Raw genomic sequence first — 23,204 nt, forward strand, 5'->3', positions numbered from 1 at the left:
ATGGTGCAATCTCATTCTTTTTTATGCAGAAAAGGGTCTTCCCGGTTTTTCGCCATTAATGCTGTTTAAATAGAAGGGAATAATTTGCCAGGCGTAGTATATAGCTGATACGGGACCGTTTGCTTGGGCCAAGTTTTGGGTAAGTTGACCGGATTCTTGCTGTTCCTGGTTCAGGCAGACGGGAATCGCTTCTAACATATAAACAACCGCCAGGCTTGGCGGTTTTTCTTTAGCGGGGCAGGTGAGGATTTTTGCTGCAGAAAGAATTGAGCCGGGAGGCCGGAAAAAAGTACGGGTTGTTACTTATGGTGACTTGTTTGGGTGTTGGCAGTGGAATATTTGCCATTGCTCAGGCTTACTATCTAACCCAAGTTATAGCTAGTTTGTTTCTAAGTAGACAGGAGTTGGCGGCGGTGACCACAACATTGTGGCTGCTGGGGGGAATTGCCGTGGGGCGTGCGTTGGTTATGTATTGGGAAGGCGTATTGGCATTCACTTTAGCAGCCGCAATCAAGTCCGGTTTGAGACAGCGGTTACTGCATCATCTCCTGCGGCAAGGGCCGGTCTCGTTGGCTCAATATCCGGCCGGCGAGCTTGTCAATGTATTGAGTGAAGGGATAGAAAGCCTGGAGGCCTACTTTGCTAACTATTTGCCGCAGTTGGCTAAAGCAGTTTGTATTCCTGTGCTTATTCTATTAGCAGTAGGGGCAATTGATCTGACTTCTACGGCTATTATGCTGGTGACAGCCCCGCTCATACCCGTATTTATGGTGCTTATCGGCAAGATGGCTGAACGGCGCAATACAAGACAATGGGAGGTTCTTAATTCATTAAGTGCCCATTTTCTTGATGTGCTCTCTGGTCTGACAACACTGAAATTGTTTGGGCGAAGTCTTGAGCAGATTGCTGTCATTGCCCGGGTGAGTAAGCAATTTCGGGAAGCCACTATGGATGTGCTCAAGGTAGCCTTTTTGTCGGCGCTGGCATTAGAATTGCTGGCAACCATCAGTACGGCACTGGTGGCGGTAACTGTCGGTCTTCGTCTAGTGTATGGAGAGATTACCTTTACGCAGGCTTTCTTTGTGTTACTGTTGGCACCCGAATACTACTTGCCGCTTAGAATGCTAGGCAGTCAATTTCACGCCGGTATGTCCGGAAAAACAGCGGCCGCAGCGATTTATCGTCTGTTTGAACTGACAGGCGGGCGCGCGTCTGACGGTTTAATACCTATGCCGCCGACACGACAGCTTGCGTTGGAATTTCGTGATGTGCATGCTGCCTATCAACAAGGGAAACGGATTGCCTTGAGCGGCATATCTTTTGTCCTGGATCCTGGCCAGCATTTGGCGATTGTGGGGCCAAGCGGTGCCGGTAAAAGTACGGTAGCAGCCTTATTGCTTAAATTTCTTGAACCGGCAGCCGGACAAATCCTGATTAATGGCCAGCGCTTGCAGGAACTAAAATCGGACGAGTGGCTGCGTCATGTCTCGTATGTACCACAGCGTCCGCACCTATTTCAGGGCACCGTAGCTGATAATATTGGTATGGCCTGTCCGGACCCCCGGTTTGAAGATATTGTTGCCGCAGCGCAAGCGGCGGGTGCACATAATTTTATTATGGGTTTGCCTCGCGGCTACCAAACGGAAATTGGCGAAGGCGGCCGGGAGTTAAGCGGTGGCCAGCGGCAGCGGCTGGCGATTGCCCGGGCCTTTTTGCAGGACGCGCCATTAGTTATTCTGGACGAAGCGGCGCGGGGGCTTGACGTCAACTCGCAGGCATTGCTGGATGAAGCGTTTGCCAGATTGCTTGCAGGCCGGACTGCGATAATTATTGCCCACCGTTTAACAACTGTGCGTCAGGCTGATAAGATTATGGTTTTAAGGGATGGCCGGATCATGGAAGCCGGCACTCATATCGAGCTACTGAATGCGGCAGGTTTGTATAAAGATTTAGTAACTGCATCTTGCGGCCAGGGGGGAGTCGTATGTTGAAGCTGTTAGCAGGCAGCGGGCGTGCTTTATGGCTGGTTATGGCTGCTTGCGTGCTGGGCAGTTTTACGGTATATACCAATATTGGCCTGATGGCGGCTTCCGCTTGGCTTATTTCAGCGGCAGCTTTACATCCGTCAGTGGCGGAACTGTCGATAGCCATTGTCGGCGTCCGCTTTTTTGGCCTGTCACGTGCAGTATGCCGCTATATTGAACGGTACATAGGACATGAGTTTACGTTTCGCCTGTTAGCGGATATCAGAATAAGGCTGTATGCCAAGCTGGAACCTTTACTGCCTGCGGGCCTGGCGGGAATTGGCAAAGGTGATGTATTTAGCCGTATGGTAGCGGATGTCGAGACGTTGCAGTTTTTTTATCTTCGCGCAGTCTTCCCCCTCGGAATTGCTGTCATAGTAATAGTAACGGTAATAGGTTTGTTGGGGTGGTTGGCCCCTTGGCTGGTATGGCCGGTAGCCGGTGCATTTTTGCTGGTAAGCGTCAGTTTGCCGGCAGTCATTTATTGCTTGGGTCGTAAAGCTGGTCAAAACGTTATTGCGGCTCGAACTGAATTAAATATTGTCTTAACCGATAGTATTGATGGAATTACAGAACTTGCTGCCTGGGGACAGACCCTAAGACAGACCGAGAAGCTGGATGCGGCAAATAAATTATTAACAGCCCGCCAGCGTCAGGCTAACGCGATTGCGGTACTAGCAGAGGCAATGGCTAATTTGGGCATGAATCTAACCGTTATTGCTGTTATAGTTTTTACGGCACCTGTCGTGTTTTCAGGAGAACTGCCGGGGGTATATTTAGCAGTTCTCGCCCTTATGGTACAGGCTAGCTTTGAGGCAATCTTGCCCTTGTCGACGATTGTCCATTATTTACAAGCAAGTGTTGCTGCATTTACACGAATTGCTGCTATAACTAGCCAGAAGCCGGTTGTTGGCGGCCAGGGGAAAATAACAACGCTAACCGAACCGGTATCTGTTGTAGTGGATAGGCTGTCCTTTGCCTACTCGTCTAATTTACCTGTAGTGCTGTCCGATATTTCCTTTACCCTGCCACCGGGGAAACGGTTGGCTATTATTGGCGAAAGCGGAACCGGGAAAAGTACGCTGGCCGGGCTTATGCTGCGGTTTTGGGATTATAATCATGGTTCAATATTGTTAAACAGTCAGGATAGTAGGGAATATGCTCCCGAAGCAGTGAGGCAGACGTTTAGCGTGGTCAGCCAGGACACCTATTTGTTTAATGCGACCATTCGCGATAATATTCTGTTGGCTAAGCCTGACGCCACCCCGTCTGAACTAGCGTCGGCCATTGACCGGGCTATGCTTAGTCCGTTTATTGCTAAGCTGCCCTACGGACTAGATACGCGAACCGGACAAAACGGTTTGGCTGTCTCGGGCGGCGAAAGGCAACGCATTGCCTTGGCCCGGGCTTTATTAAAAGCGGCGCCAATCTGGCTGCTGGACGAACCGACAGCCGGACTGGACGCACAAACGGAAGAAGTCGTGATGAAGAATATTCTAGAGGCTGCCGGAAGCCGGTCTGTCGTGCTCATAACTCATCGGTTGACAGGTCTTGAAACTATGGATGAAATACTTGTATTGCAAAATGGCAAAATCGCTGAACAAGGCAGTCTAAGGGAATTACTGTTGAAACTAGGACTTTTTTCCCAAATCTGGGATCTGCAACATGATATGTTAAATATTTCTTGAGACCCAGATAGTATTATGGTAAGGTATATATGGAGGCGATGATGTATGGCAGAGCCGACATATTCGGTAGAAAAAGAGTGTCCTGTGTGCCAACAAAAATTTAGTGTTACACGTACGCGCGGACGGCAGGTTTTGGATAAGCAGGACAGTGATTTTTGCGCGCATTTCAAAGATATAAACCCTTATTATTATACTGTCTGGGTGTGCTCTCATTGCGGTTATGCGGCAACAGATGATCACTTTGAGAATCTTTCGGTTGCGGCCAGAGACAAAATAGCAAAGTTTTTGGCGGGACGGCAAGTTAATGTAAATTTCAGCGGCGAACGCACGCGCGAGCAAGCAATAGCCACTTATAAGCTGGCTATTTTCTTTGCCGATTTAATAGCCGCTCCGGCCAGTCAACTTGCAGAACTTTATTTACGGTTGGGCTGGATGTATCGTGAAGGCGAGGAAGCCGACGAAGAAAAAACCGCTCTTGCCAAAGCCTGCGAATATTATGAACAGGCTTTGATGCGAGAACGGCTGCCCATTGGCAACTTAAGCGAAGCCGCTGTTGGTTATCTGATCGGCGAATTGGCGCGGCGCTGTGGAGAAAGTGAAAAGGCGCTGTTATATTTAGGGAAAGTCGTAGGCAGTCAAGCAGCCAAGCTGGAGCCGAAAGTGTTTAACATGGCAAGGGACGCTTGGCATGAGGCCAGGGCAGACCGCGAGCAGCTGGCAGCGAGAAAGCAAGATAACTAGTGCCTAAAATACTGACAAGAGAGTAGACAAAACCCGCTTCAAGCCAAATTTGAAGCGGGTTTTGTCTACTCTGTGTTATTCGGTTTTGTAAGCGGCAACAATCTCACCAAAATAGAAAGTGTGATAGTCGCCATTAGCGTACCATTTGGTTTGATGCTCGGTTGCAAGGTTTTCTTCAGTCATAGTTTGCTTGAAGACAACCTTGCATTCCAGATGCAGGCCGGGAGCGTTGATTACAGGGGTAGCTATGGCTTGACCTGCGATAACGGTGAGATTGGCTGCCGCAATTTTGTCCATGTCGCGTCCGGATTTGGAGCCGCACAGTGCCAAGGCCTCCTTCATTTCAGTAAGGGGCAGGGTAATGGTAAATTCACCGCTCTTTTCGACAAGCTCTTTGGTAAAACGGGACTGACGTACCATTGCGGTAAAAACAGGTTTTCCCCACATAATGCCAACACCACCCCAACCGATGGTCATTGTATTGGTTTTTCCGCCGTGAGCGGTAGTCATAAAGGCATTTTTAGGGATAAGAGCTGCAGCGTGTGCAGAGAATTGTTCATAAGTAAGAGTTGTTGTCATGGTTTTTCTTCCTATAAATGATAGTCTAATTACATTTTAGCCTGATTATACCTGAAGCTCAATAGCTATGCTGCCATATGCCAGGAAATTGGGTCAGGCTTAACTCAAGCCTGATCCCACTTTATATCCTTGCGCTAGTTTCTTGCATATTATGTTATATAGTTATATGCGAAAGGGGGCAGCAATATGGGATGCAGGCATACAGGCGAGTCGTTGCTGCGGGCTCAGCAACAAAATACACCGGGTTATTTTTTGAAATGGCTGACGGTTGAATTAGCGCCTACCATCATGGGTGAAAAGCCGTCGACACTATTAACGTTTACTGACAACAACCGGTTTCATCGCCTGAGTTATTGGCGAAACTTTGGCGCTGCCTTTCTGCGGCAGGCAGTCATCGACTGGACTATTATGCGTCAGTCACTAAACAGTATTACGATATTGTTTTACCATCCTGACAGTCTTGAACGCTGTTTAGAGCAAGCCGATAACTGCCGGTTTTTGGCTGAGTTTGGCTATAGTTCCGAATATTCGCTGGCCAAGAATATGGATTATCTCAAACAACGCTATCAGCATGGTTGTCCACATGAGATCGGTGTGTTCTTAGGTATACCCCTTAAAGATGTATTGGGATTTATGGATAAAGGGCGTGAGTGTGTAAGCTGCCGGGGAATGTGGCGTATTTATGGTGATCCCGCCGTGTCGCTGCAGGTTATGGACAAGATCGATGCAAGTAAAAGGTATTTTGCCAAACTTTTAAATAGTGGTATAAGTCCAAGAAAAATCCTATTAGCAGACAGGGGTAAAACGGCATAACAAATGCCATGGTTAATAAGCATTTTTCCCGCGTATCCTATATTGGTATGCGGGTTTTATTTTTATAAAAAAACTACTTGCACTTTGGTCTAGTTATGTTACAATCATAGAGTACTTTTCGACAAAATTTTGGGCTTAAAGGAGCGATGATAAGTGAAATATTTTAGGTTATCCCAGGACGCTGTTAAGGTGCTGGCTGATACCTACAGTACCCCACTGTTGGTGCTGTCTCTAGAACAAATTGAACTCAATTACAATCTGCTGGCGGAGAATATGCCAGACGTTAAAATATACTATGCCGTCAAAGCCAATCCGGACGAACGCATCATCCGGAAACTTAGCGCACTTGGAGGCCGTTTTGATGTCGCTTCCGATGGCGAGATGCGCATGCTCAATGAGCTGGGGATTGACTCAGCCCGTATGGTATACGCCAATCCGGTTAAAACTGCAAGCGGCTTACAGGTAGCTCATACTATCGGGGTTAATAAATTTACCTTTGACAGTGAAAGCGAAATTGCCAAGATGGCAGCTGCTGTTCCCGGTGGTACGGTTCTGCTGCGTATTCGGGTAGATAATCCCCGGGCGCTTGTTGACCTTAATAAAAAATTCGGCGCGCATCCGGAGGAAGCACTCGACCTTCTGATCAAAGCGCAAGCGGCGGGGCTAGATGTAGCCGGTTTGTGCTTCCATGTTGGCAGCCAATCGGCAAGTAATGAAGCATATATTGATGCTCTCAAAATATGCCGCAGCCTGTTTGACGCTGCTGCTGAGAAGGGCTTACATCTCAGAATGCTGGATATTGGCGGCGGGTTCCCCATTCCAACCTTAACGGAAGAACCTGATGTCGCAGCTATGGTTACAGGAATCTATGCAACCATAAAACAATATTTCCCCGATACCGAGATTTGGGCTGAGCCTGGACGCTATATTTGCGGTACAGCTGTTAACCTTATTACCCAAGTCATTGGTACAAAAGTGCGCAATAACCAGCAATGGTATTTTCTTGATGATGGTCTCTACGGCACTTTTTCGGGCGTTATCTTTGACCACTGGGATTTTGAACTGGAAACATTTAAAACAGGTAAGACAATCCCGGCTACATTTGCCGGTCCTAGCTGCGACTCCTTAGATATTATGTTCCGGGATAAGCAAACTGCACCTCTGGAAATTGGCGATTTGATTTTGGTGCCTAACTGCGGAGCGTATACATCGGCTTCGGCCACAGTATTTAATGGCTTTGCTAAAACAACAATTATTGTTTGGGAAGAAGTATATGAAGAAATTAAGGCAAAGCTGGCATTAGCAACCGCTGGATAAGTGTACAGTTTATTTTCAATCCTTCCGGGTTCCGGAGGGATTTTTTATTATTTTTGCAAAGACTCTGAAGGGCACATCGTCTTGAGTTAGAGGAAAGGACTTAGGCTAAGATGAGAACGAGGGGATAGAGTATTCATTTACAATCATACAAAAAACCGGACAATCCTGGGGGATCGTCCGGTTTGACTAATCATTTTTTATACTTATGACCAGTTAGAACTAGTCTTTTTTCATTACTGTGGCTTTGCCGTCGATTACTACGGTTCCCTCTTGGTTAGTTACCGTAGTTTTAAGAATTAGACGGCTTTTTGCTTCGAGTTTCTCGATGACTTCTACAGTAGCTGTTACGGTATCACCAATTTTTACGGGAGCTTTAAAAGCTAATTCCTGCCCCAGGTAAATCGTATTAGCGCCGGGAAGCGTTGTTCCAAGGAGCGCGGAGATAAAACCGGAAGAAAGCATACCATGAGCAATACGCTCTTTAAACATAGTATTTTTGGCAAACTCTGCGTTAATATGAACCGGATTGAAATCACCGGTAAGACCGGCGAAGGTATATACGTCAAATTCTGTAATTGTTTTGGCCATGCTCGCTTTGTCGCCAACTTTGATGTCTGCAAACTTTACGTCTTGTACCATAAAATACACCCCTCATATACATTATAATATGTCAGCCGCTTTGCGCTGCGGTTCAGACCTTTTTGGTTGAGCAGAAAACATACTCCTTTTCTATTAGAAATTAGAAGGTCCAGTTTTTTACGAGATCGTATTCCGGTTCGATCACTTTTGTTTAAGCTGGATAAGAGGCGGGTAATCCATAGAATCCGGAGTCTTAGCTTTCTGCCAATAGATAATGCAAGGAGTGTGCCAACAAAGGATATGACGAAAGCATTGAATTTTAGGGTTTTAAGGAGAGACAAGCTGCAGAAAGTGTTTATTGATATGAACAGGCGTCTGTTTTTTTATACAACACCTATTTAAAGGATTCGGCATCTTTATATAAAGAGTCGGCCATTTGATCTAGCTGCTGAGCCATACTGCTAATTTGCTGAGCTGTTCCGGCAATACTGCTAATGGATTCGGCTACCTGGGTTAATGCATTGCCAATATGCTCAATCTGAGATTTGGAGTTGTGGCTGTAGACTTGAATAGCCTTAATGATGGCGTCAATTTTTTTGATTGAGTCCGTACTGCTGGCGGCCAACTTGCGGATTTCTTCCGCTACTACACTAAAACCGCGGCCCTGTTCCCCTACTCTTGCCGCTTCAATGGAGGCATTTAACCCCAGTAAATTGGTTTGCCCTGTTATGTTCTTTACTAATCCTAGGATTTGATCAGTTTCGCTTACTTTTGTTTCCGATTCATGTGAAAGCTGTGTTAGTGTCCGGCTAACCGCCGATAATTCTTGCGTCTGGGCCGAAATATCCTGGGTTGCACCGGCCAGGATAGTAATAGACGAGGATAACTGGGTTGCCATTTCTTTTAGGGATTCTTGCCGTTCGACAGGTTCCTGAATACATACTGCGCCCACTATTTGATGACGGTCATCATAGAGCGGGACGGCTACAGCGATATAGGGCTGCCCAAACAAGGTCTTATCAACATGGACCATGATGCGTTTTTGCTCGTGGATAGCACGGTAGACGGCACTGCCTTGTTTAATCGAATCACCTTTGTTGATTTTTAGATGTAAAGACCGGCTTGGTTGGTATAATAGATATTTGTCTCTGTCTGTCAGGCTGACACCCACCTCACCTGTTGACAAATTGGCCAAATACGGGAATACTTGTTCGAAATAGGTAAGAATAGCCGGGCTATTAGTTATCCGAGTGAAATCGGTCATAAAATCGCTTCCTCACATTTATTTATAGATGGTGTAAAGGTCAATAAATGGGGATTTTTACAAAAACCCCTGTGCTAATACTAGCACAGGGGTTTTGATTTTTTCCGGACGGGTTATTCTAGAGGATTCCTGTTAAAGCATGTAGGGCGATTATTACGAATACCATTAATGTCTTAAGGCAAGTTAAGACAAAGATATCTCCATAGGAATCCTTATGCGTCATACCACATACGGCTAATAAGGTAATAACTGCGCCGTTATGGGGGAGGGTATCCATACCACCTGATGCCATTGAGGCTACCCGGTGAAGGATTTCCGGCGACATGCCGATGGAATTGGCCCAGGCCACCCAATCTTTGGCCATCAGGTCTAAGGCTATTGACATACCACCTGAAGCCGAACCGGTAACGCCGGCAAGAATATTAACAGTTACTGCTTCCGAAACCAGTGGGGAACCGCCGACTTTAATACTCATTAAAGCATGAGAAATGGACTGGAAGCCGGAGAGGGAGGCAATAACGTTACCATAACCTACTTCGGAAGCAGTATTCATAATTGCTAGTAAGGAACCGATAGCACCGGCATTAAGGGACTTAGCCAATACACCAACGGAGCCAAGGTTTTTGTATCCTAATACTATGGCTAAACCAATACCGGAGACCAGGGCAATTATCAGAGACCAGATACTGATAACATTTTTAACGGCAGGAGCTGTCAGCGGCAGTTTCATAGCTTTGAACGGTTCAAGCATAGAGGGATTCCAGTTGAACATATTGTTCATGAGGAAGTTTACAACTAGAACCGTTAACAATGGGAGAATGGCTAATTGCCAGGAAGGCAAAGCTGTATCGTTTTTGATTTCCGGTTCATTTTGCGTATGGTTACCGTAGCCTTCCCCGGCGGCAGCTGCTTTTTTCCGGCGATGCTCCAGCCAAGTAATTCCAAGACCTAAAACCGCTGCACCACCTATTAAACCAAGAATGGGAGCCGCATAAATATTAGTGCCGAAGAAGTTAGTAGGAATCAGGTTTTGGATTTGCGGTGTGCCGGGAATGCAGTCCATGGTAGCCGTAAACGCTCCCAGGGCAATAGTGGCGGGTAGCAGTCTCTTGGGAATTCCGGCTTCTTTAAATAAGGCCGACGCAAAAGGATATACGGCAAATACTACTACGAACAGGCTGACGCCGCCATATGTTAATACACAACCGGCCAAAACGACCGACAGGATAGCGCGTTCTTTGCCAAGGCCTTTGATAATAGCGTGGGCGATGCCTTTGGCTAATCCCGTGTCTTCCATGATTTTGCCGAATACGGCACCCAGTAAAAAAACCGGGAAGAAGGACTTAATGTAGGTAACAGCCTTCGCCATGAATAGTTCCGTATAAGCCGGCATTAATGTAAGTCCGGATAATGATGCCGCAAGCAACGCGAACACAGGGGCAAATAAAATAACGGAGAACCCCCGATACGCAAAAAACATTAATAGAAATAAGCTAAGGAGAATGCCGATTACTTCCATGTAAATTTACCTCCTAAATTATTTAGTATTTTGTGTTAAGCTCAAAATAATTGTTTGCAGGAAACTCCTCCCTTCTGATAAAAATGAAATGCTTCACTTAGTTATTAAGCAAGTATCGTGCCAATACTAAACTATCAAAAAAAAAGTGCAAATCTATATTTTCTGTATAGTTTAATCGGGCGTTGTGGTGGCACTATAAATAAAGCGTAGAAAAAGTTAGACATATGTGTAAAAAACAGGACAGCAGACACGGGGATTTTTTTATCGGGAAATGTTGTTCTACAGTGTACAAAATCGTACGCTGTAAAATTTTTGTAGACAGGCACTGGTACGCAATCTATAATTGGTATTAATAGACGATAATACTCTTTTGATATCGCAAAGGAGGTTCTGCAATGCGAAAGAACGATCTTATAGCTGCTTTTTTGTCTGACCTGTCGGGAATTTGGGTGGCGTTGGATTCGGTGGGAAATGGTATAGTAATAGTCGATTCCGACGGGATTGTTACTTTTTTCAATACAGCAGCCGAGGGTATTACCGGCTTAAAGGCTGAAAACGTTATAGGTCATATGGTGGATGACATTATTCCCAATACTGCTCTGATCCGGGTTATGGAGACACGAAAAGCAGAGATCAATCAACGTCAGAGTGTTGGTAACTGTGAAATATTGACAAATCGTGTACCGATTGTTACAGATAATCAGGTTATCGGAGCGCTTGCTATTTTTCAGGATATTACCGAGTTGCATGAAGCCGTTACCCAGCTTGAGGATATAAAACGCCTGAAGAGTACCCTAGAGTCGATTATGGAAAGTTTGCAAGAGGGCATCGTGGTTGTCGATAAAGCAGGTTCCATTACGTTAATGAATAAAGCCTATGGAGAATTTCTCAATGTTGATCCCTTGGCAGTAGTTGGCAAGCATGTAGCCGATATTATTCCCAATACCAGAATGCATCTGGTAGCGCAAGAGGGAAAAGCCGAACTGACAGACATCCAAAAAATCCAATCAAATACCTGTGTTGTTTCCCGGATTCCTATTGTGAAGGACGGTGAAACTATCGGTGCTGTTGGGAACGTAGTTTTTAAAGATATCAAAGAATTCAAATCATTGGCCGGTAGAATCAGGAAGCTGGAGTCTGAGCTGGAATATTATAAAGAGGAATTGTTTAAGACTTACGGTGGCAATTATACTTTTGAAAATATTGTTGGCAACAGTGATGAAATGATGAGTCTGAAAACTGTTTCCGCCAAAGCGGCTAAGGGCAATTCAACGGTACTTATATTAGGCGAAAGCGGGACAGGCAAAGAATTGTTTGCCCATGCTCTGCATAATGCCAGTCCGCGGCGGCAAAATCCGTTTATCAAAGTTAACTGCGCCGCCTTGCCTGAGCAGCTTTTGGAGGCTGAGCTATTTGGCTATGAGGAGGGAGCCTTTACCGGTGCCCGCAAAGGTGGAAAACCGGGTAAGTTTGAGCTGGCGAACGGAGGTACGATTTTTTTAGATGAAATTGGAGAAATGCCACTTTCCATGCAGGTAAAACTTCTCCGCGTATTACAGGAGCGGGAGTTAGAACGCCTGGGTGGAACCAAAATAATTAAACTTGATATTCGGGTTATTGCCGCTACTAACCGCGATTTGGATAAAATGATTGAACAAGGTCAGTTTCGTCAGGATTTATACTACCGGTTAAATATATTTACATTAAGTATTCCCCCGTTACGCGAGCGGGTGGAGGATATTCCTTTGTTATGCGAGACACTTCTTGAAAAAATTAATGGAAGGGTAGAGCATTGGGTAAAAGGAACAACCCCGGAAGCTTTGCAGCTATTAATGCAATACGACTGGCCGGGAAATGTGCGTGAACTTGAAAATGTAATTGAGCGGTCCATTAATCTAATGGATGACGAAAGTTTAATTACCCCCGAGCATTTGCCGCCTATACTAAAAAAGGCTAAGAAAGTCAAACTGGTGAATGAAGCAGATGCTCAGGGCTTAGCCGGAATCAAGGATGACGCTGAAAAACAAGCTATTATGGATGCGTTGGCCGCTGCTGACGGTAATAAGAGTAAAGCAGCGAGGATACTGGGAATTCACCGTTCCGGTTTTTACCAGAAAATGCAGAAATATAATTTATTGTAAGATTGGCTCGTAAAAACACAGCCGCCCTTGCTTTCAAGTAGAATAGCGAGGGCGGCTGTGTTAATTAATCTTATAACTTAGAGGTAAAGTATGGAGGTAACGTGAATACTTTTCGTAATACTTTTTTGTGAGGTGTATTATGCCTAAATTTACTGGATCGTTGGCTTCCAAGGTAGGTCTGCCGCCGGGAACATTGCTGCATATTGGCGATACGCGGGCAGATAAGGCGTACATTGATGTAATAAATTATAACGGCGAAACAGTTACCGAAACAAACGATGTTCCTGTTGCTGAGTTAAGGCAGCTGGCGGCGTTGCCTGGCGTTACCTGGATAAATGTGCGGGGACTTAACGCCAAAGCCATAGAAGGCATTGGGCAGCAGTTCGGGATTCATCCTCTTGTGCTGGAGGATATTTTAAACACCAATCAACGCCCCAAGCTGCAGGAGTACGGAGATTATTTATGCGTTATTTTGAAATCTCTGGCTGTTGCGGATGACGAAGAAAGTTATACTGCCGAGCAGGTAAGCCTTATTTTAGGTTCTAACTACTTAATCTCTTTTCAAGAAAGTTTGCTGGGAGACCGGGATGTACTGTTTACTGTGCAGGAACGTGTAAAAAGCGGACGAGGCAAAATCTGCCGTCAGGGAGCAGACTATTTACTATATGCCCTCTTGGACAGTATAGTTGACCATTATTTTCTGGTGCTTGAGCATCTTGGTGAAAAGATCGAAACTTTGGAAGACCAAATTGCAATACGGCCGCGACCTGAATTATTGCACCAACTGCATGAATTAAAGCAGGATATGCTGTTTATGCGAAAGTCGGTGTGGCCTGTACGGGAGGTAGTCAGCGGGCTGGAGAGAGGTGCTTCTCATATCCGGGAGGCGACATTAATTTATTTGCGCGATGTCTATGACCACGCCATTCAGGTCATCGAGACTACTGAAATTTACCGTGATATGCTGTCTGGTATGATGGATATTTATTTATCCAGTATTAGCAACCGCATGAGTGAAGTTATGAAGATGCTGACAATCATCTCTACCATCTTTATTCCCCTAACCTTTATCGCCGGGCTATATGGTATGAACTTTGAATTTATGCCGGAGCTGAAATGGGAGTATGGCTATCCGGCAGTTTTGGCACTAATGCTGGTAATCAGCCTGTTCATGATCAGCTATTTCCGGAAAAAGCACTGGCTGTAACAGGACTAAAGTCCTGAAACTGTGTCACTTTCCACCCTAAGTCCTAAAGAAAATAGGAGAATCTCCCCGGTGGTTTTTTGTCTGATTTAAGTATAAAATTTAAGTATAGAGTAACCAGCAGGTTCCTATTTGGCATTTATAGACAGGAGGGAAAACGTGCTTAAACTTTCTAACAAAGGCCTTCTGATTATTGCAATCATTCTTAGTTTTATAACCACCGGACTTGTCTATAGTTACTTGAAAAGAACGAGCAACAGTCAGCCCAAGGATACCGTTTCGGTAGTTGTAGCTAAAGTCGATATTGGTCCAAAAACCCGGATTACTCCAGAAATGGTGCAAGTTGCAATGGTTCCTGCACCTTACCTGCAGCCGGGGGGTGTTCAGGATCCGAAAGAAGTCATTGGAGCAATGAGTAAGGAACAAATAGTTGTCGGTGAACAAGTTACCGCAAGGCGGATTGTTGTTGAAGGAAAGTCAGCCGGATTTACCGGATTAATTCCAGCGGATAAGCGGGCAGTTACCATCGGCGTTAATGAAGTAACCGGAGTAGCCGGTTTTGTTAAGGCCGGCGATTTTGTCGACGTTATTGTAACCTTTGATCAAAATATTGTCGGCGATAATGTCAGCCAGTTTGTACTGCAGAATGTGATGGTTTTAGCAGCTAACCGGGAAGCTGAGCCAGGGGCTGTTGAACAAACTAGCAGCAATGCCAAGGATAAGAAAGAACTTGTTAAAACATCTACTGTGACGCTGGCCGTGTCGCCGGAGGAAGCTTCAAAAGTAACCCTGTCGGAAGAAAAAGGCAAAGTACGGCTTGCTCTCCGGTCGTTTATGCAGAATGCTGATGTCAGTATTGCTGGCTCGGTCACTCCCAAAGATATTGTAGGTATTCATAGTTCGCCGGTACCTGATAAACAGTCTGGTGAGCCGGCACCTGCACCTTCTGCGCCGCCTGCGGCAAAGCAGCCAGTCAGTGGTATTCAGATGATTCGCGGCACCAAAACTGAAATTGTACCAATAAATTAGCCCCAGTTGTTTAAGTAAAGGCTGCCAGAAAGGTAGGAGTCAAATGAATACACTTAAATTTCCTATTACAATTATTTTAGTTATTATAATAATGTTAGCGAGTGCGGCGGCCGCTTCTGCCGATGAGAAACTGACGGTAGCTATCAATCAGTCCCGGATTTTGAACTTTAATGCGGTGGAGCGAGTGGCTGTGGCCAATCCGGAAATTGCCGATGTAGTAGTGGTGTCAGGTGTTGAAGTACTGCTTGTCGGTAAAGCGCCCGGGTTAACAACACTTCACATCTGGGCGGGGCATAGTGTTTACAGCTATTTAGTTGAAGTGGGCGCGGCTGATGTTACCATTGCCAACGATATTAAGAATATCCTGGGACTTACAGATATTTCGGTAAGTAAAGTCAATAAAACCATTATCTTAGAAGGCGCGGTTAACGACCAATACCAGAAGAGCAGGGCTGAGAAAGTGGCGTCAGCCTATGCCGATAAAGTAGTTAACCTTTTAGAAATAACACGTCCTTTACAGGTCAAAATTGAAGCCAGGGTTGTGGAAATTAACCGCCAAGCCGCTAAGGATATCGGTATTAAATGGTCGGGAAATGCTGCCGGAACCCCGGGTAACTTTTACCTTGGCCAGTCGATGGCCAACTCACTCGCCCCAAAAGCTTTCGGTAATTTAGGTACATATGCTCCTATCAATGCCCAGCTTGACGCTATGATCAAAAACGGACTGGCGAAGATATTATCCCAGCCTAATATGATTACCTTAAGCGGCGATAAGGCCAATATTATGGTGGGTGGTCAAATTCCGGTACCTGTTGGCTTAAATGATGGACGGATTTCAATAGAGTGGAAAGATTATGGCATTAAATTGGATATTGCGCCGGAAGTAACGGCTGGTCAGCTTATTCAAAGTAAAATAAAAGCGGAAGTCAGTACCCTTGATTGGACTGACGAGCATAAAATTGAACTCGGTCTGGGTATGAAGATTCCGCCGATTAAAATTCGTAAAGCTGAAACATCTATTGCTATGTCTTCAGGTCAAACAATGGCGATTGGTGGTCTGATTTCCAGTGAAGTGACCAAAGACGTAACTAAAGTTCCGCTTCTGGGAGATATACCGGTTCTGGGAAGTTTGTTTAAAAGTACGTCTTTTAGCCGCGGCGAAACAGAAGTTATAATTTTTATAACACCGACCCTGGTTAATCCCGCAGAGTATGTTCCCGAGCAGACCCGGGACATGGAAGGATTTGCCAAAGAAAACCCATTTAGGGGGTAAGTTAGATGGCTGAAAAAATAAAGATTGTTATTGTTGATGATGTTGCGGCCACCCGGGAAAACATCTGTAAACTAATGGAGTTCGAACAAGATATCGAGGTTGTGGGGCAAGCCGAATCCGGGGCAGAGGCTGTAGAAAAGGTAAAGCTGCTGCACCCTGATATCATTCTTATGGATATTAATATGCCGGGAATGGATGGCATTACCGCTACTGAACAAATTACGATTGACGCTCCTAACGCCAGCATAATTATCATGAGCGTTCAAGGAGAACAGGAATACCTCAAAAGAGCAATGGTAGCCGGCGCAAAAAACTATCTGGTTAAACCTTTTAGTCGTGATGAACTGTTGCAGTCCATTAGACAAACTTTTAGCAACGAGCGCAGGCGGCGCAATGTGATAAAGTTCGAACCAAGAAGGGAAGAACAGGGTAAAATTATTACCGTATTCAGCACTAAAGGCGGGATTGGTAAGACGACCATTGCGACAAATCTGGCTGTGGCTCTGGCTGCTAAAACCAACGCCGGTGTTGGTATAGTTGACGCTGACCTACAGTTTGGTGATATGGCACTGTTTCTAAATTTAATACCTCGCGCGACGATTGCCGATTTGGTACATGACATTGAAAATTTGGATACAGCTGTTTTGGAGGGCTACTTAGCTCACTTTAGCAATAATGCTAAACTGCTGTCTGCACCTATCCGGCCTGAACAGGCTGAGACAATTACCGGCAGTCACTTGGCAGCTATTCTTAAGACCATGCGTTCCAGCTTTAAATATACAATAATTGATACGGCGCCGACCTTTTCCGAAAGCATGCTTGCGGTACTTGATGCCTCGGATATTGTGCTGGTAGTGGCTGCTTTGGATTTACCGACAATAAAGAATGTTAAATTGTGTTTGGAAATTATGGAATCGCTTAATTACGGCAAAGATAAGGTCAAGCTTGTTTTAAACAGAGCCAATACTGATGCGGGAATGAATCTTGATGAGATCGAAGAAAGCCTTAGATATCAGTTTGCGGCAACTGTGCCTAGTGATGGCAAGGTGGTAGTTGCTTCCGTCAACAGGGGTGTGCCTTTTGTTAACAGCCATCCGGAAACACCGGTTGCACAAAGTATATTTAGTTTAGCCCGGCTGGTTTCCGGAGAGGATTGGCGGGAACAGGAAGAAGCCGCTTCCGCGAAGGGTGTTGTCGGCCGGTTTAAACGGTTATTTGGGTAAAGAGGAGCGGTAATATGCTGTTGTTGATTGCTTTTGTTCTACTCATTAACCTGATTGTCATTGGTTTCTTGGTTTATCGCTGGCAAGAGCGTGACCGTGTTGCTGTTAACCAGCGTATTGGCCAATACCTTGAGCAGGCGATTCAGCCGGAGGTTAATCAGACTCAAACGCGGCCGGCTCCTAGTCACTTGAAAGGCTGGCGGGGCGTAGTCCGCAGGCTGAGTCAGCAGATTGAACTATCTGACGGCTCTTGGTCAAGAAAGGTAGAACATCGTTTGATTCAGGCGGGGATACCGCTTAAAAGCTCGGAGTTCCTGGTAATCTGCCTGGGAACAGCTTTGGCAGGCGCAGCTCTTGGTATGATCGGCAGCGGGATACTTGGTGCGGTCATCGGCGGTCTTGCTGGTTATATGGTGCCATTCTTATTTCTTAAAATAAAAATAAGACGCAGAACCAAAGCTTTTAATGACCAGTTAGGTGACACCCTGATTTTAATTGCCAATGCTCTTAGAACAGGTTATAGTTTTATGCAGGCTATCGAAATGGTGTCACGGGAAATGCTGCCGCCGATTTCAACGGAATTCGGCCGGACTATTAAGGAAATGAACCTCGGGGTTCCGACGGAAGAGGCCATGAGTAATATGGCCAAACGAGTAGATAGCGATGACCTTGACCTTGTTATTACTGCCGTACTCATCCAGCGGCAGGTTGGGGGCAACCTGGCCGAGGTTTTAGATAGTATCGCAAACACAATTAGAGAACGGATACGTATCAAAGGCGAGATTAAAACACTGACTGCCCAAGGGCGGATGTCGGGGGTTATCGTCAGTTTGCTGCCGGTTGTGCTGCTGCTGGCATTAAGGCTTATCAATCCGGGCTATGTAAATATTCTGTTTACCCACCCTACCGGCCAGTTTATGCTAGGAACAGCTATAGCCGGCCAATTATTGGGGATTATTGCAATCCAAAAAATTGTCAATATAGAAGTATAGCTTAGAAAATGAGGGGGGAGATTTTTCCTACCCTCTTTTGGCATGTTTTACAGCAGGATAAGTGCGTGATTTGGCGAATCTGCTTATAATATCTGAAAAACTAGAGTGGTGACAAAATGAAGAATCTCGATGCAAAGGTTCTTGATAAAATTGTAAAAGGTACTATCGCAGCAGTAGAGAAAAGTAAGACACAAATATTTGATATATATGAAGCAGCCAGAGAAGAAATGGAAAAGGTGCGCAAGGATGTTGAGCGCATTAAACAAGAGACGGCTGATATAATTTTTAAGGTTGATGAACTGGAAAAGCGGGAGCGTCGATCCCGTCTCAGACTTATGGAAGTCAGCCGTAATTTTGGGAAATATGCTGAAGCCGATGTTAAAGCCGCCTATGAGGATACCAGCAATGTACAACTGGAACTGGCAATGGCACGACTGCAGGAACAAAGTTTAAGGCGGCAGCGTGACGATTTGGAACTCAGGCTCAAAACCCTGAAAGGAACTGTGGAAAAAGCTGAAAGCCTTGTGTCTCAAGTGGGTGCCGTACTAGGGTATTTAGGCAGTCAAATGGGAATAGTCGTGAGCCAGATCGAATCTCTGCAAGCCAGTCAAATGTTTGGTGCTAAAATCATTAAAGCGCAGGAAGAAGAACGGCGGCGTGTGGCCAGAGAGATTCATGACGGTCCAGCCCAGGCTATGGCTAATATTGTGTTTCGGGCTGAAGTATGTGAGCGTCTTATTGAGACAGATATTGCCAGAGCCAAAACTGAGCTTAAAGATTTACGTGAGCAAGTGCGGGCAGCTCTTGGTGAAACACGGAAAATAATATTTGATTTAAGGCCAATGACTCTGGATGATTTAGGACTGGTGCCTACCGTCAGACGGGTATTGGAGACAATGAAAGAACGCAGCAAGGTTTATCCCGAGATTAAAGTATTAGGTGAAGAGAAACGCTTGGATTCGCACATTGAGATTGGACTATTTCGCATTATCCAGGAAGCGTTGAATAATGTAGAAAAGCACGCTAAGGCTACCTCCGTGTGGGTGCGGATAGATTTTCGTCCTAGTGTGGTATCAGCAGTAATCGAAGACGACGGAGAGGGATTTGCTTCCATCGACACTGTTGGCAATGAAAGTTTCGGTCTTATGGGTATGCGGGAACGCATCAACCTCCTGGGGGGGGACCTTAACGTAAAGTCAGAACAAGGCAAGGGTACAAGCGTGTTTGTTACTGTTCCGCTTAAACAATAGGATTCCTTACCCAGGGTAGGACATTTATCCTTAATTAATTTGGGACTGCACACCTACAGTAAAACCTGAAAGAATAAGCCCTGGAACCTACTGCGATTGAGACTCTAGGACGATGTTAACCTGCCTCCTTATTGCTATAATAAAATCAGATTCAGACAAGCACCACCCGCAAGAATATAGCAGAAAAATTAGGAGGTATAGCAAATGCTAAAAATGTATGTGGAATTAATTAAGACTCGTTTTTTTAATGAGAAAGGTCAAGGTATGGTAGAGTACGGACTCATTCTCGCCCTGGTAGCAGTTGGCGCTATGGTGGCATTTGGCAACCTCGGCGACGGCATTGTCGCGAAACTTACTCAAGTTACTGGTCAATTAACCGGTCCTTGATGAAAATTGGTTTCGCTTACCTGGGACTTATAATTTACTGGCAATGATTGATAACATAATGCATATTAAACCTCCTGCCCAACTGGTAAGGGGGTTTTATTTTTGTAAAAAAGTTTAACAAGAAGGCTAGGACTATCTTCCCAAAGGTCTAAGGACTAAGTTCCCTGGTGAGATAAGACTTAGGCATGATTTTATCCCTGTTATGCTAATGTTACAATTTACGTATAGTAGCCTCACTAACCTTTATGCTGTGACTAACGCTCTAAAAAAGCCCCTGCTCCGATAGGAAGGGCAAAGCGGATAAGTCTTTGGGTAAGGGCGACCAACCTTCGGATGAGGTTCAAACCCTACCTGAAGCTAAATCTATTTTTATGATGGGAGTGATAGTATGAAGATTGCCCGTTATCTCAAACAAAACCGTGGCCAGGCCGTTGTTGAGACAGCCTTGGTGATGCCGATACTGATATTGCTCTTATTCGGTATTTTAGAATTTGGACAAGTAATCAATCAATATATAGTGTTAACAGCAGCTGCCAGGGAAGGGGCACGAACTGCAGCCGTCAGTGATGATACTGCAGCGCGAACGGCGGTTACAGATGCGGTAGCGAATATAAGTAATAATGGGCTAAGTGTTACTATTACCTATCAGGACGGTAGACGGGTGCAGGGCAAATCAGTTACCGTCACGGTGAAAAAACCGATTGAGGTAAACACACCTGTTATCAGGGACATTATTGAAAGCGCGTTTGCACCTGACCCGGCGGTAATTGCCGGCCGGTCAGTGATGCGGGTGGAACAGCCATGATGAAATATTTTAAGAATCAACGCGGATCGGCCGCCATAGTGACAGTGGGAGCCCTGACTCTTTTACTTGGTGTTGCCGCCATTGCTGTTGATGTTGGCGCTTTGTATGTTAACAGAGCCAAGCTTGTTAACATGGTCGATGCCGCAGCACTTGCCGGAGTGCAGGATTTGCCTAAAGATACTGTGCAAGCACAAATAAGCGGTCAGTCTTATGCTGCCCAAAACGGTAACAGCGACGATGTAATTAATGTTGCTGTTCCTACTGATAAAGCAGTTACCGTAACTGCCAAGCGTTCAGTTCCCCTTACGTTTGCCCAGCTTTTTGGTATGGACAAGTCTGATGTACGGGCAAGAAGTGCCGCAGTTTTGCGCCCGGTAAGCGGTGTGGTAGGGGTTGTGCCATTTGGTGTTGTAAATCAGAACTTTATTTACGGACAGACCTATACCTTAAAGGTCGGTGCGGGTGACGGGTATAGCGGCAACTACGACGCGTTGGCGTTAGGAGGAACCGGTTCACGTAACTATACCGACAATATTAAATACGGTTATGAGGGTAAGTTGACGGTTGGCCAGTGGGTGTTAACTGAGACTGGTAATATGTCCGGCGGTACCAAAGAAGGTGTAAATTATCGTATTAATGCTGATCCAAGCGCAACTTTCAATACTGTAGAAAAAGGGTCATCGCGCGTCGTGGTAGTGCCGCTTATTGAAGCCATTGCCAATGGCACCGGGCGGCATGATGTTAAAATTGTTGGTTTTGCCGGGTTCTTTTTAGAAGGGGTGGCCGGGTCAGGCTCTCTAAACTATGTTACCGGTAAATTTATGAGGCTGGTAATTGCCGGAGATACCGCAGGAACAGCGCCGGATTACGGAGTATACAGTGCTTCCTTAGTTCCTTATGAATCAGTTTCCGCAAATTAACTCAATAATTCCGTTTGTTTAGTACAAAAAATTTTGAGTAAGGAGGAGCCACTATGTCACTGTTAAAACGCTTAGAAGCTGCAAATAATCAGCAAGAGCAGGCCGTCAAGAGTGTAGAAAAGCCTAAGCCCGCTCCTGTGGTAAAAAATGATCCTTACCAAAATCTCAAGGTAAAAATACATAAGAAAATAATTGAGGAAATGAGTTTCGAAGAAAGCCAGGCTCTTATTGCTAAAGATACTGATATCAAAGTTTTACAGGATGCGGTATCCCGTGTTGCTAATACTGTTATGGACGAAGAAACTGTACCGGTGCCGCGCGGCGAACGCGGACGAATTATTACCGAAATTGTTGATGAAGTATTGGGCTATGGCCCCATTGACCCGCTGTTGAAAGACGATTCTATTTCAGAAGTCATGGTTAACAGTGCTTCGCAAATATACGTTGAACGCAAAGGCAAACTTGTGTTGACAGATGTCCGGTTCCGGGATGACGCTCATGTTATGCATGTTATTGAGAAAATAGTAGCTCCCTTGGGCCGGCGTATTGACGAAAGTTCACCGATGGTGGATGCCCGTCTGCCTGACGGCTCCCGGGTTAATGCCATCATTCCACCCCTGGCGCTTAAGGGGCCAAGTGTAACGATCAGGAAATTTGCTAAAAGCCCGTTAACAGTCAACGATCTTATCCAGTTTGGCACTTTGACCCAGGAAATGGCCGAATTTTTAAAAGCTTGTGTAGAAGGCAAGCTCAATGTGGTGGTATCAGGCGGTACTGGGTCTGGTAAAACAACTACGCTTAACATTCTTTCTTCCTTCATTCCCCATGATGAACGCATTGTTACTATCGAGGATGCGGCTGAACTGCAGCTAAGACAGGAGCATGTAGTAACTCTGGAAACCCGTCCGGCCAATATTGAAGGCAGAGGCGCCATTACCATGCGCGACCTTGTACGTAACAGTCTCCGGATGCGGCCTGACCGGATTGTTGTCGGCGAGGTAAGAAGCGGCGAAGCACTTGACATGCTGCAGGCTATGAATACTGGCCATGACGGTTCACTGACAACAGGTCATGCCAACTCACCCCGCGATATGCTCAGCCGTCTGGAAACAATGGTGTTGATGGCCGGTATGGATTTACCGGTTAGAGCCATTCGTGAGCAGATTGCTTCGGCAGTTGATCTAATTCTCCAGCAGTCCCGTTTGCAGGATGGCAGCCGCCGTATTACCCACCTGACCGAAGTGCAAGGGATGGAAGGCGATGTTATTACCTTGCAGGACATTTTTGTGTTTGAACAGACAGGCAGAGATGCTAATGGTAAAATTACCGGCTATTTCAAGCCTACCGGCATTCGGCCTAAGTTCTTGGGGAAACTGGCCGCGAATGGAATTGTCTTGCCTAACGAAACCTTTTGGCCTAAATAGCTATGTGTTAATCGCAAAATAAAGGGGGATAA

21 protein-coding genes are annotated in these 23,204 nt (G+C 45.6%); 16 read left to right on the forward strand and 5 right to left on the reverse strand.

The window, feature by feature from the left end; translation table 11 throughout:
- Positions 1-21 precede the first annotated feature (21 nt).
- A complete protein-coding gene (locus tag SRRS_RS01025; RefSeq protein WP_371365420.1) occupies positions 22-198 on the reverse strand; it encodes a hypothetical protein in 177 nt (58 codons plus the stop codon).
- 53 nt (positions 199-251) lie between these two features.
- On the opposite strand from SRRS_RS01025, the gene cydD reads away from it, so the two are divergent.
- From cydD to SRRS_RS01040, 3 genes are read left to right on the forward strand one after another with little or no spacing between them, the layout of a single operon-like run.
- On the forward strand, positions 252-1,991 hold the full coding sequence (gene cydD, locus SRRS_RS01030) for a thiol reductant ABC exporter subunit CydD (RefSeq protein ID WP_371365422.1): 1,740 nt from the start codon (positions 252-254) through the stop codon (positions 1,989-1,991).
- Positions 1,985-3,712 (forward strand): thiol reductant ABC exporter subunit CydC, encoded by a 1,728-nt coding sequence (gene cydC / locus SRRS_RS01035; RefSeq protein ID WP_371365424.1) that lies wholly within the window; start codon positions 1,985-1,987, stop codon positions 3,710-3,712. Before cydD ends, cydC begins: the two co-directional genes overlap by 7 nt.
- Positions 3,713-3,757: 45 nt before the next feature.
- Positions 3,758-4,453 (forward strand): DUF2225 domain-containing protein, encoded by a 696-nt coding sequence (locus tag SRRS_RS01040; protein ID WP_371365426.1) that lies wholly within the window; start codon positions 3,758-3,760, stop codon positions 4,451-4,453.
- Between the two features lie 75 nt (positions 4,454-4,528).
- Here SRRS_RS01040 and SRRS_RS01045 read toward each other — a convergent pair whose 3' ends face one another.
- Positions 4,529-5,032 carry a flavin reductase family protein gene (locus SRRS_RS01045; RefSeq protein ID WP_371365428.1) on the reverse strand — a complete coding sequence of 168 codons (504 nt, stop codon included), beginning with the start codon at positions 5,030-5,032 and terminating at the stop codon, positions 4,529-4,531.
- A 186-nt stretch (positions 5,033-5,218) separates the two neighbouring features.
- On the opposite strand from SRRS_RS01045, the gene SRRS_RS01050 reads away from it, so the two are divergent.
- Both SRRS_RS01050 and SRRS_RS01055 read left to right on the forward strand, forming a co-directional pair.
- A complete protein-coding gene (locus tag SRRS_RS01050) occupies positions 5,219-5,845 on the forward strand; it encodes a DUF3793 family protein (RefSeq protein WP_371365430.1) in 627 nt (208 codons plus the stop codon).
- A gap of 153 nt (positions 5,846-5,998) precedes the next feature.
- Positions 5,999-7,162, forward strand: coding sequence for a type III PLP-dependent enzyme (locus tag SRRS_RS01055; RefSeq protein ID WP_371365432.1), 1,164 nt, complete (start codon positions 5,999-6,001; stop codon positions 7,160-7,162).
- Between the two features lie 219 nt (positions 7,163-7,381).
- Here SRRS_RS01055 and SRRS_RS01060 read toward each other — a convergent pair whose 3' ends face one another.
- The 3 genes from SRRS_RS01060 to SRRS_RS01070 form a co-directional block, all read right to left on the reverse strand.
- Positions 7,382-7,801, reverse strand: a complete 420-nt coding sequence (locus SRRS_RS01060) for a MaoC family dehydratase (protein ID WP_371365434.1) — start codon at positions 7,799-7,801, stop codon at positions 7,382-7,384.
- A 334-nt stretch (positions 7,802-8,135) separates the two neighbouring features.
- Entirely contained in the window at positions 8,136-9,005 is an 870-nt protein-coding gene (locus SRRS_RS01065) for a methyl-accepting chemotaxis protein (RefSeq protein WP_371365436.1), read from the reverse strand.
- Between the two features lie 118 nt (positions 9,006-9,123).
- Positions 9,124-10,524 carry a GntP family permease gene (locus tag SRRS_RS01070; RefSeq protein WP_371365438.1) on the reverse strand — a complete coding sequence of 467 codons (1,401 nt, stop codon included), beginning with the start codon at positions 10,522-10,524 and terminating at the stop codon, positions 9,124-9,126.
- A 395-nt stretch (positions 10,525-10,919) separates the two neighbouring features.
- Here SRRS_RS01070 and SRRS_RS01075 point away from each other — a divergent pair, with 395 nt between their 5' ends.
- The 11 genes from SRRS_RS01075 to SRRS_RS01125 all read left to right on the forward strand — a co-directional run bounded on the left by SRRS_RS01075 (position 10,920) and on the right by SRRS_RS01125 (position 23,172).
- Positions 10,920-12,665, forward strand: coding sequence for a sigma 54-interacting transcriptional regulator (locus SRRS_RS01075; RefSeq protein ID WP_371365440.1), 1,746 nt, complete (start codon positions 10,920-10,922; stop codon positions 12,663-12,665).
- Positions 12,666-12,804: 139 nt separating this feature from the next.
- Positions 12,805-13,872, forward strand: coding sequence for a magnesium/cobalt transporter CorA (gene corA, locus SRRS_RS01080; RefSeq protein ID WP_371365442.1), 1,068 nt, complete (start codon positions 12,805-12,807; stop codon positions 13,870-13,872).
- 156 nt (positions 13,873-14,028) lie between these two features.
- Positions 14,029-14,898, forward strand: coding sequence for a Flp pilus assembly protein CpaB (gene cpaB, locus SRRS_RS01085; RefSeq protein ID WP_371365444.1), 870 nt, complete (start codon positions 14,029-14,031; stop codon positions 14,896-14,898).
- Positions 14,899-14,941: 43 nt separating this feature from the next.
- Positions 14,942-16,171 (forward strand): type II and III secretion system protein family protein, encoded by a 1,230-nt coding sequence (locus SRRS_RS01090; protein WP_371365445.1) that lies wholly within the window; start codon positions 14,942-14,944, stop codon positions 16,169-16,171.
- 5 nt (positions 16,172-16,176) lie between these two features.
- The gene (locus tag SRRS_RS01095; RefSeq protein WP_371365447.1) at positions 16,177-17,394 is read left to right on the forward strand and encodes a response regulator; all 1,218 of its coding nucleotides are present in this window, start codon (positions 16,177-16,179) and stop codon (positions 17,392-17,394) included.
- A 14-nt stretch (positions 17,395-17,408) separates the two neighbouring features.
- Positions 17,409-18,386 (forward strand): type II secretion system F family protein, encoded by a 978-nt coding sequence (locus tag SRRS_RS01100; RefSeq protein WP_371365449.1) that lies wholly within the window; start codon positions 17,409-17,411, stop codon positions 18,384-18,386.
- A 116-nt stretch (positions 18,387-18,502) separates the two neighbouring features.
- On the forward strand, positions 18,503-19,636 hold the full coding sequence (locus SRRS_RS01105; protein WP_371365450.1) for a sensor histidine kinase: 1,134 nt from the start codon (positions 18,503-18,505) through the stop codon (positions 19,634-19,636).
- Positions 19,637-19,840: 204 nt separating this feature from the next.
- On the forward strand, positions 19,841-20,023 hold the full coding sequence (locus SRRS_RS01110; RefSeq protein WP_371365452.1) for a Flp family type IVb pilin: 183 nt from the start codon (positions 19,841-19,843) through the stop codon (positions 20,021-20,023).
- A 388-nt stretch (positions 20,024-20,411) separates the two neighbouring features.
- On the forward strand, positions 20,412-20,828 hold the full coding sequence (locus SRRS_RS01115; RefSeq protein ID WP_371365454.1) for a TadE/TadG family type IV pilus assembly protein: 417 nt from the start codon (positions 20,412-20,414) through the stop codon (positions 20,826-20,828).
- Positions 20,825-21,748, forward strand: coding sequence for a pilus assembly protein TadG-related protein (locus tag SRRS_RS01120; protein ID WP_371365456.1), 924 nt, complete (start codon positions 20,825-20,827; stop codon positions 21,746-21,748). The genes SRRS_RS01115 and SRRS_RS01120 overlap by 4 nt, the downstream gene beginning before the upstream one ends.
- A gap of 53 nt (positions 21,749-21,801) precedes the next feature.
- Positions 21,802-23,172 (forward strand): CpaF family protein, encoded by a 1,371-nt coding sequence (locus tag SRRS_RS01125; protein WP_371365458.1) that lies wholly within the window; start codon positions 21,802-21,804, stop codon positions 23,170-23,172.
- Positions 23,173-23,204 lie beyond the last annotated feature (32 nt).

This window comes from Sporomusa rhizae (assembly GCF_041428845.1).
Classification (GTDB): Bacteria; Bacillota; Negativicutes; order Sporomusales; family Sporomusaceae; genus Sporomusa; species Sporomusa rhizae.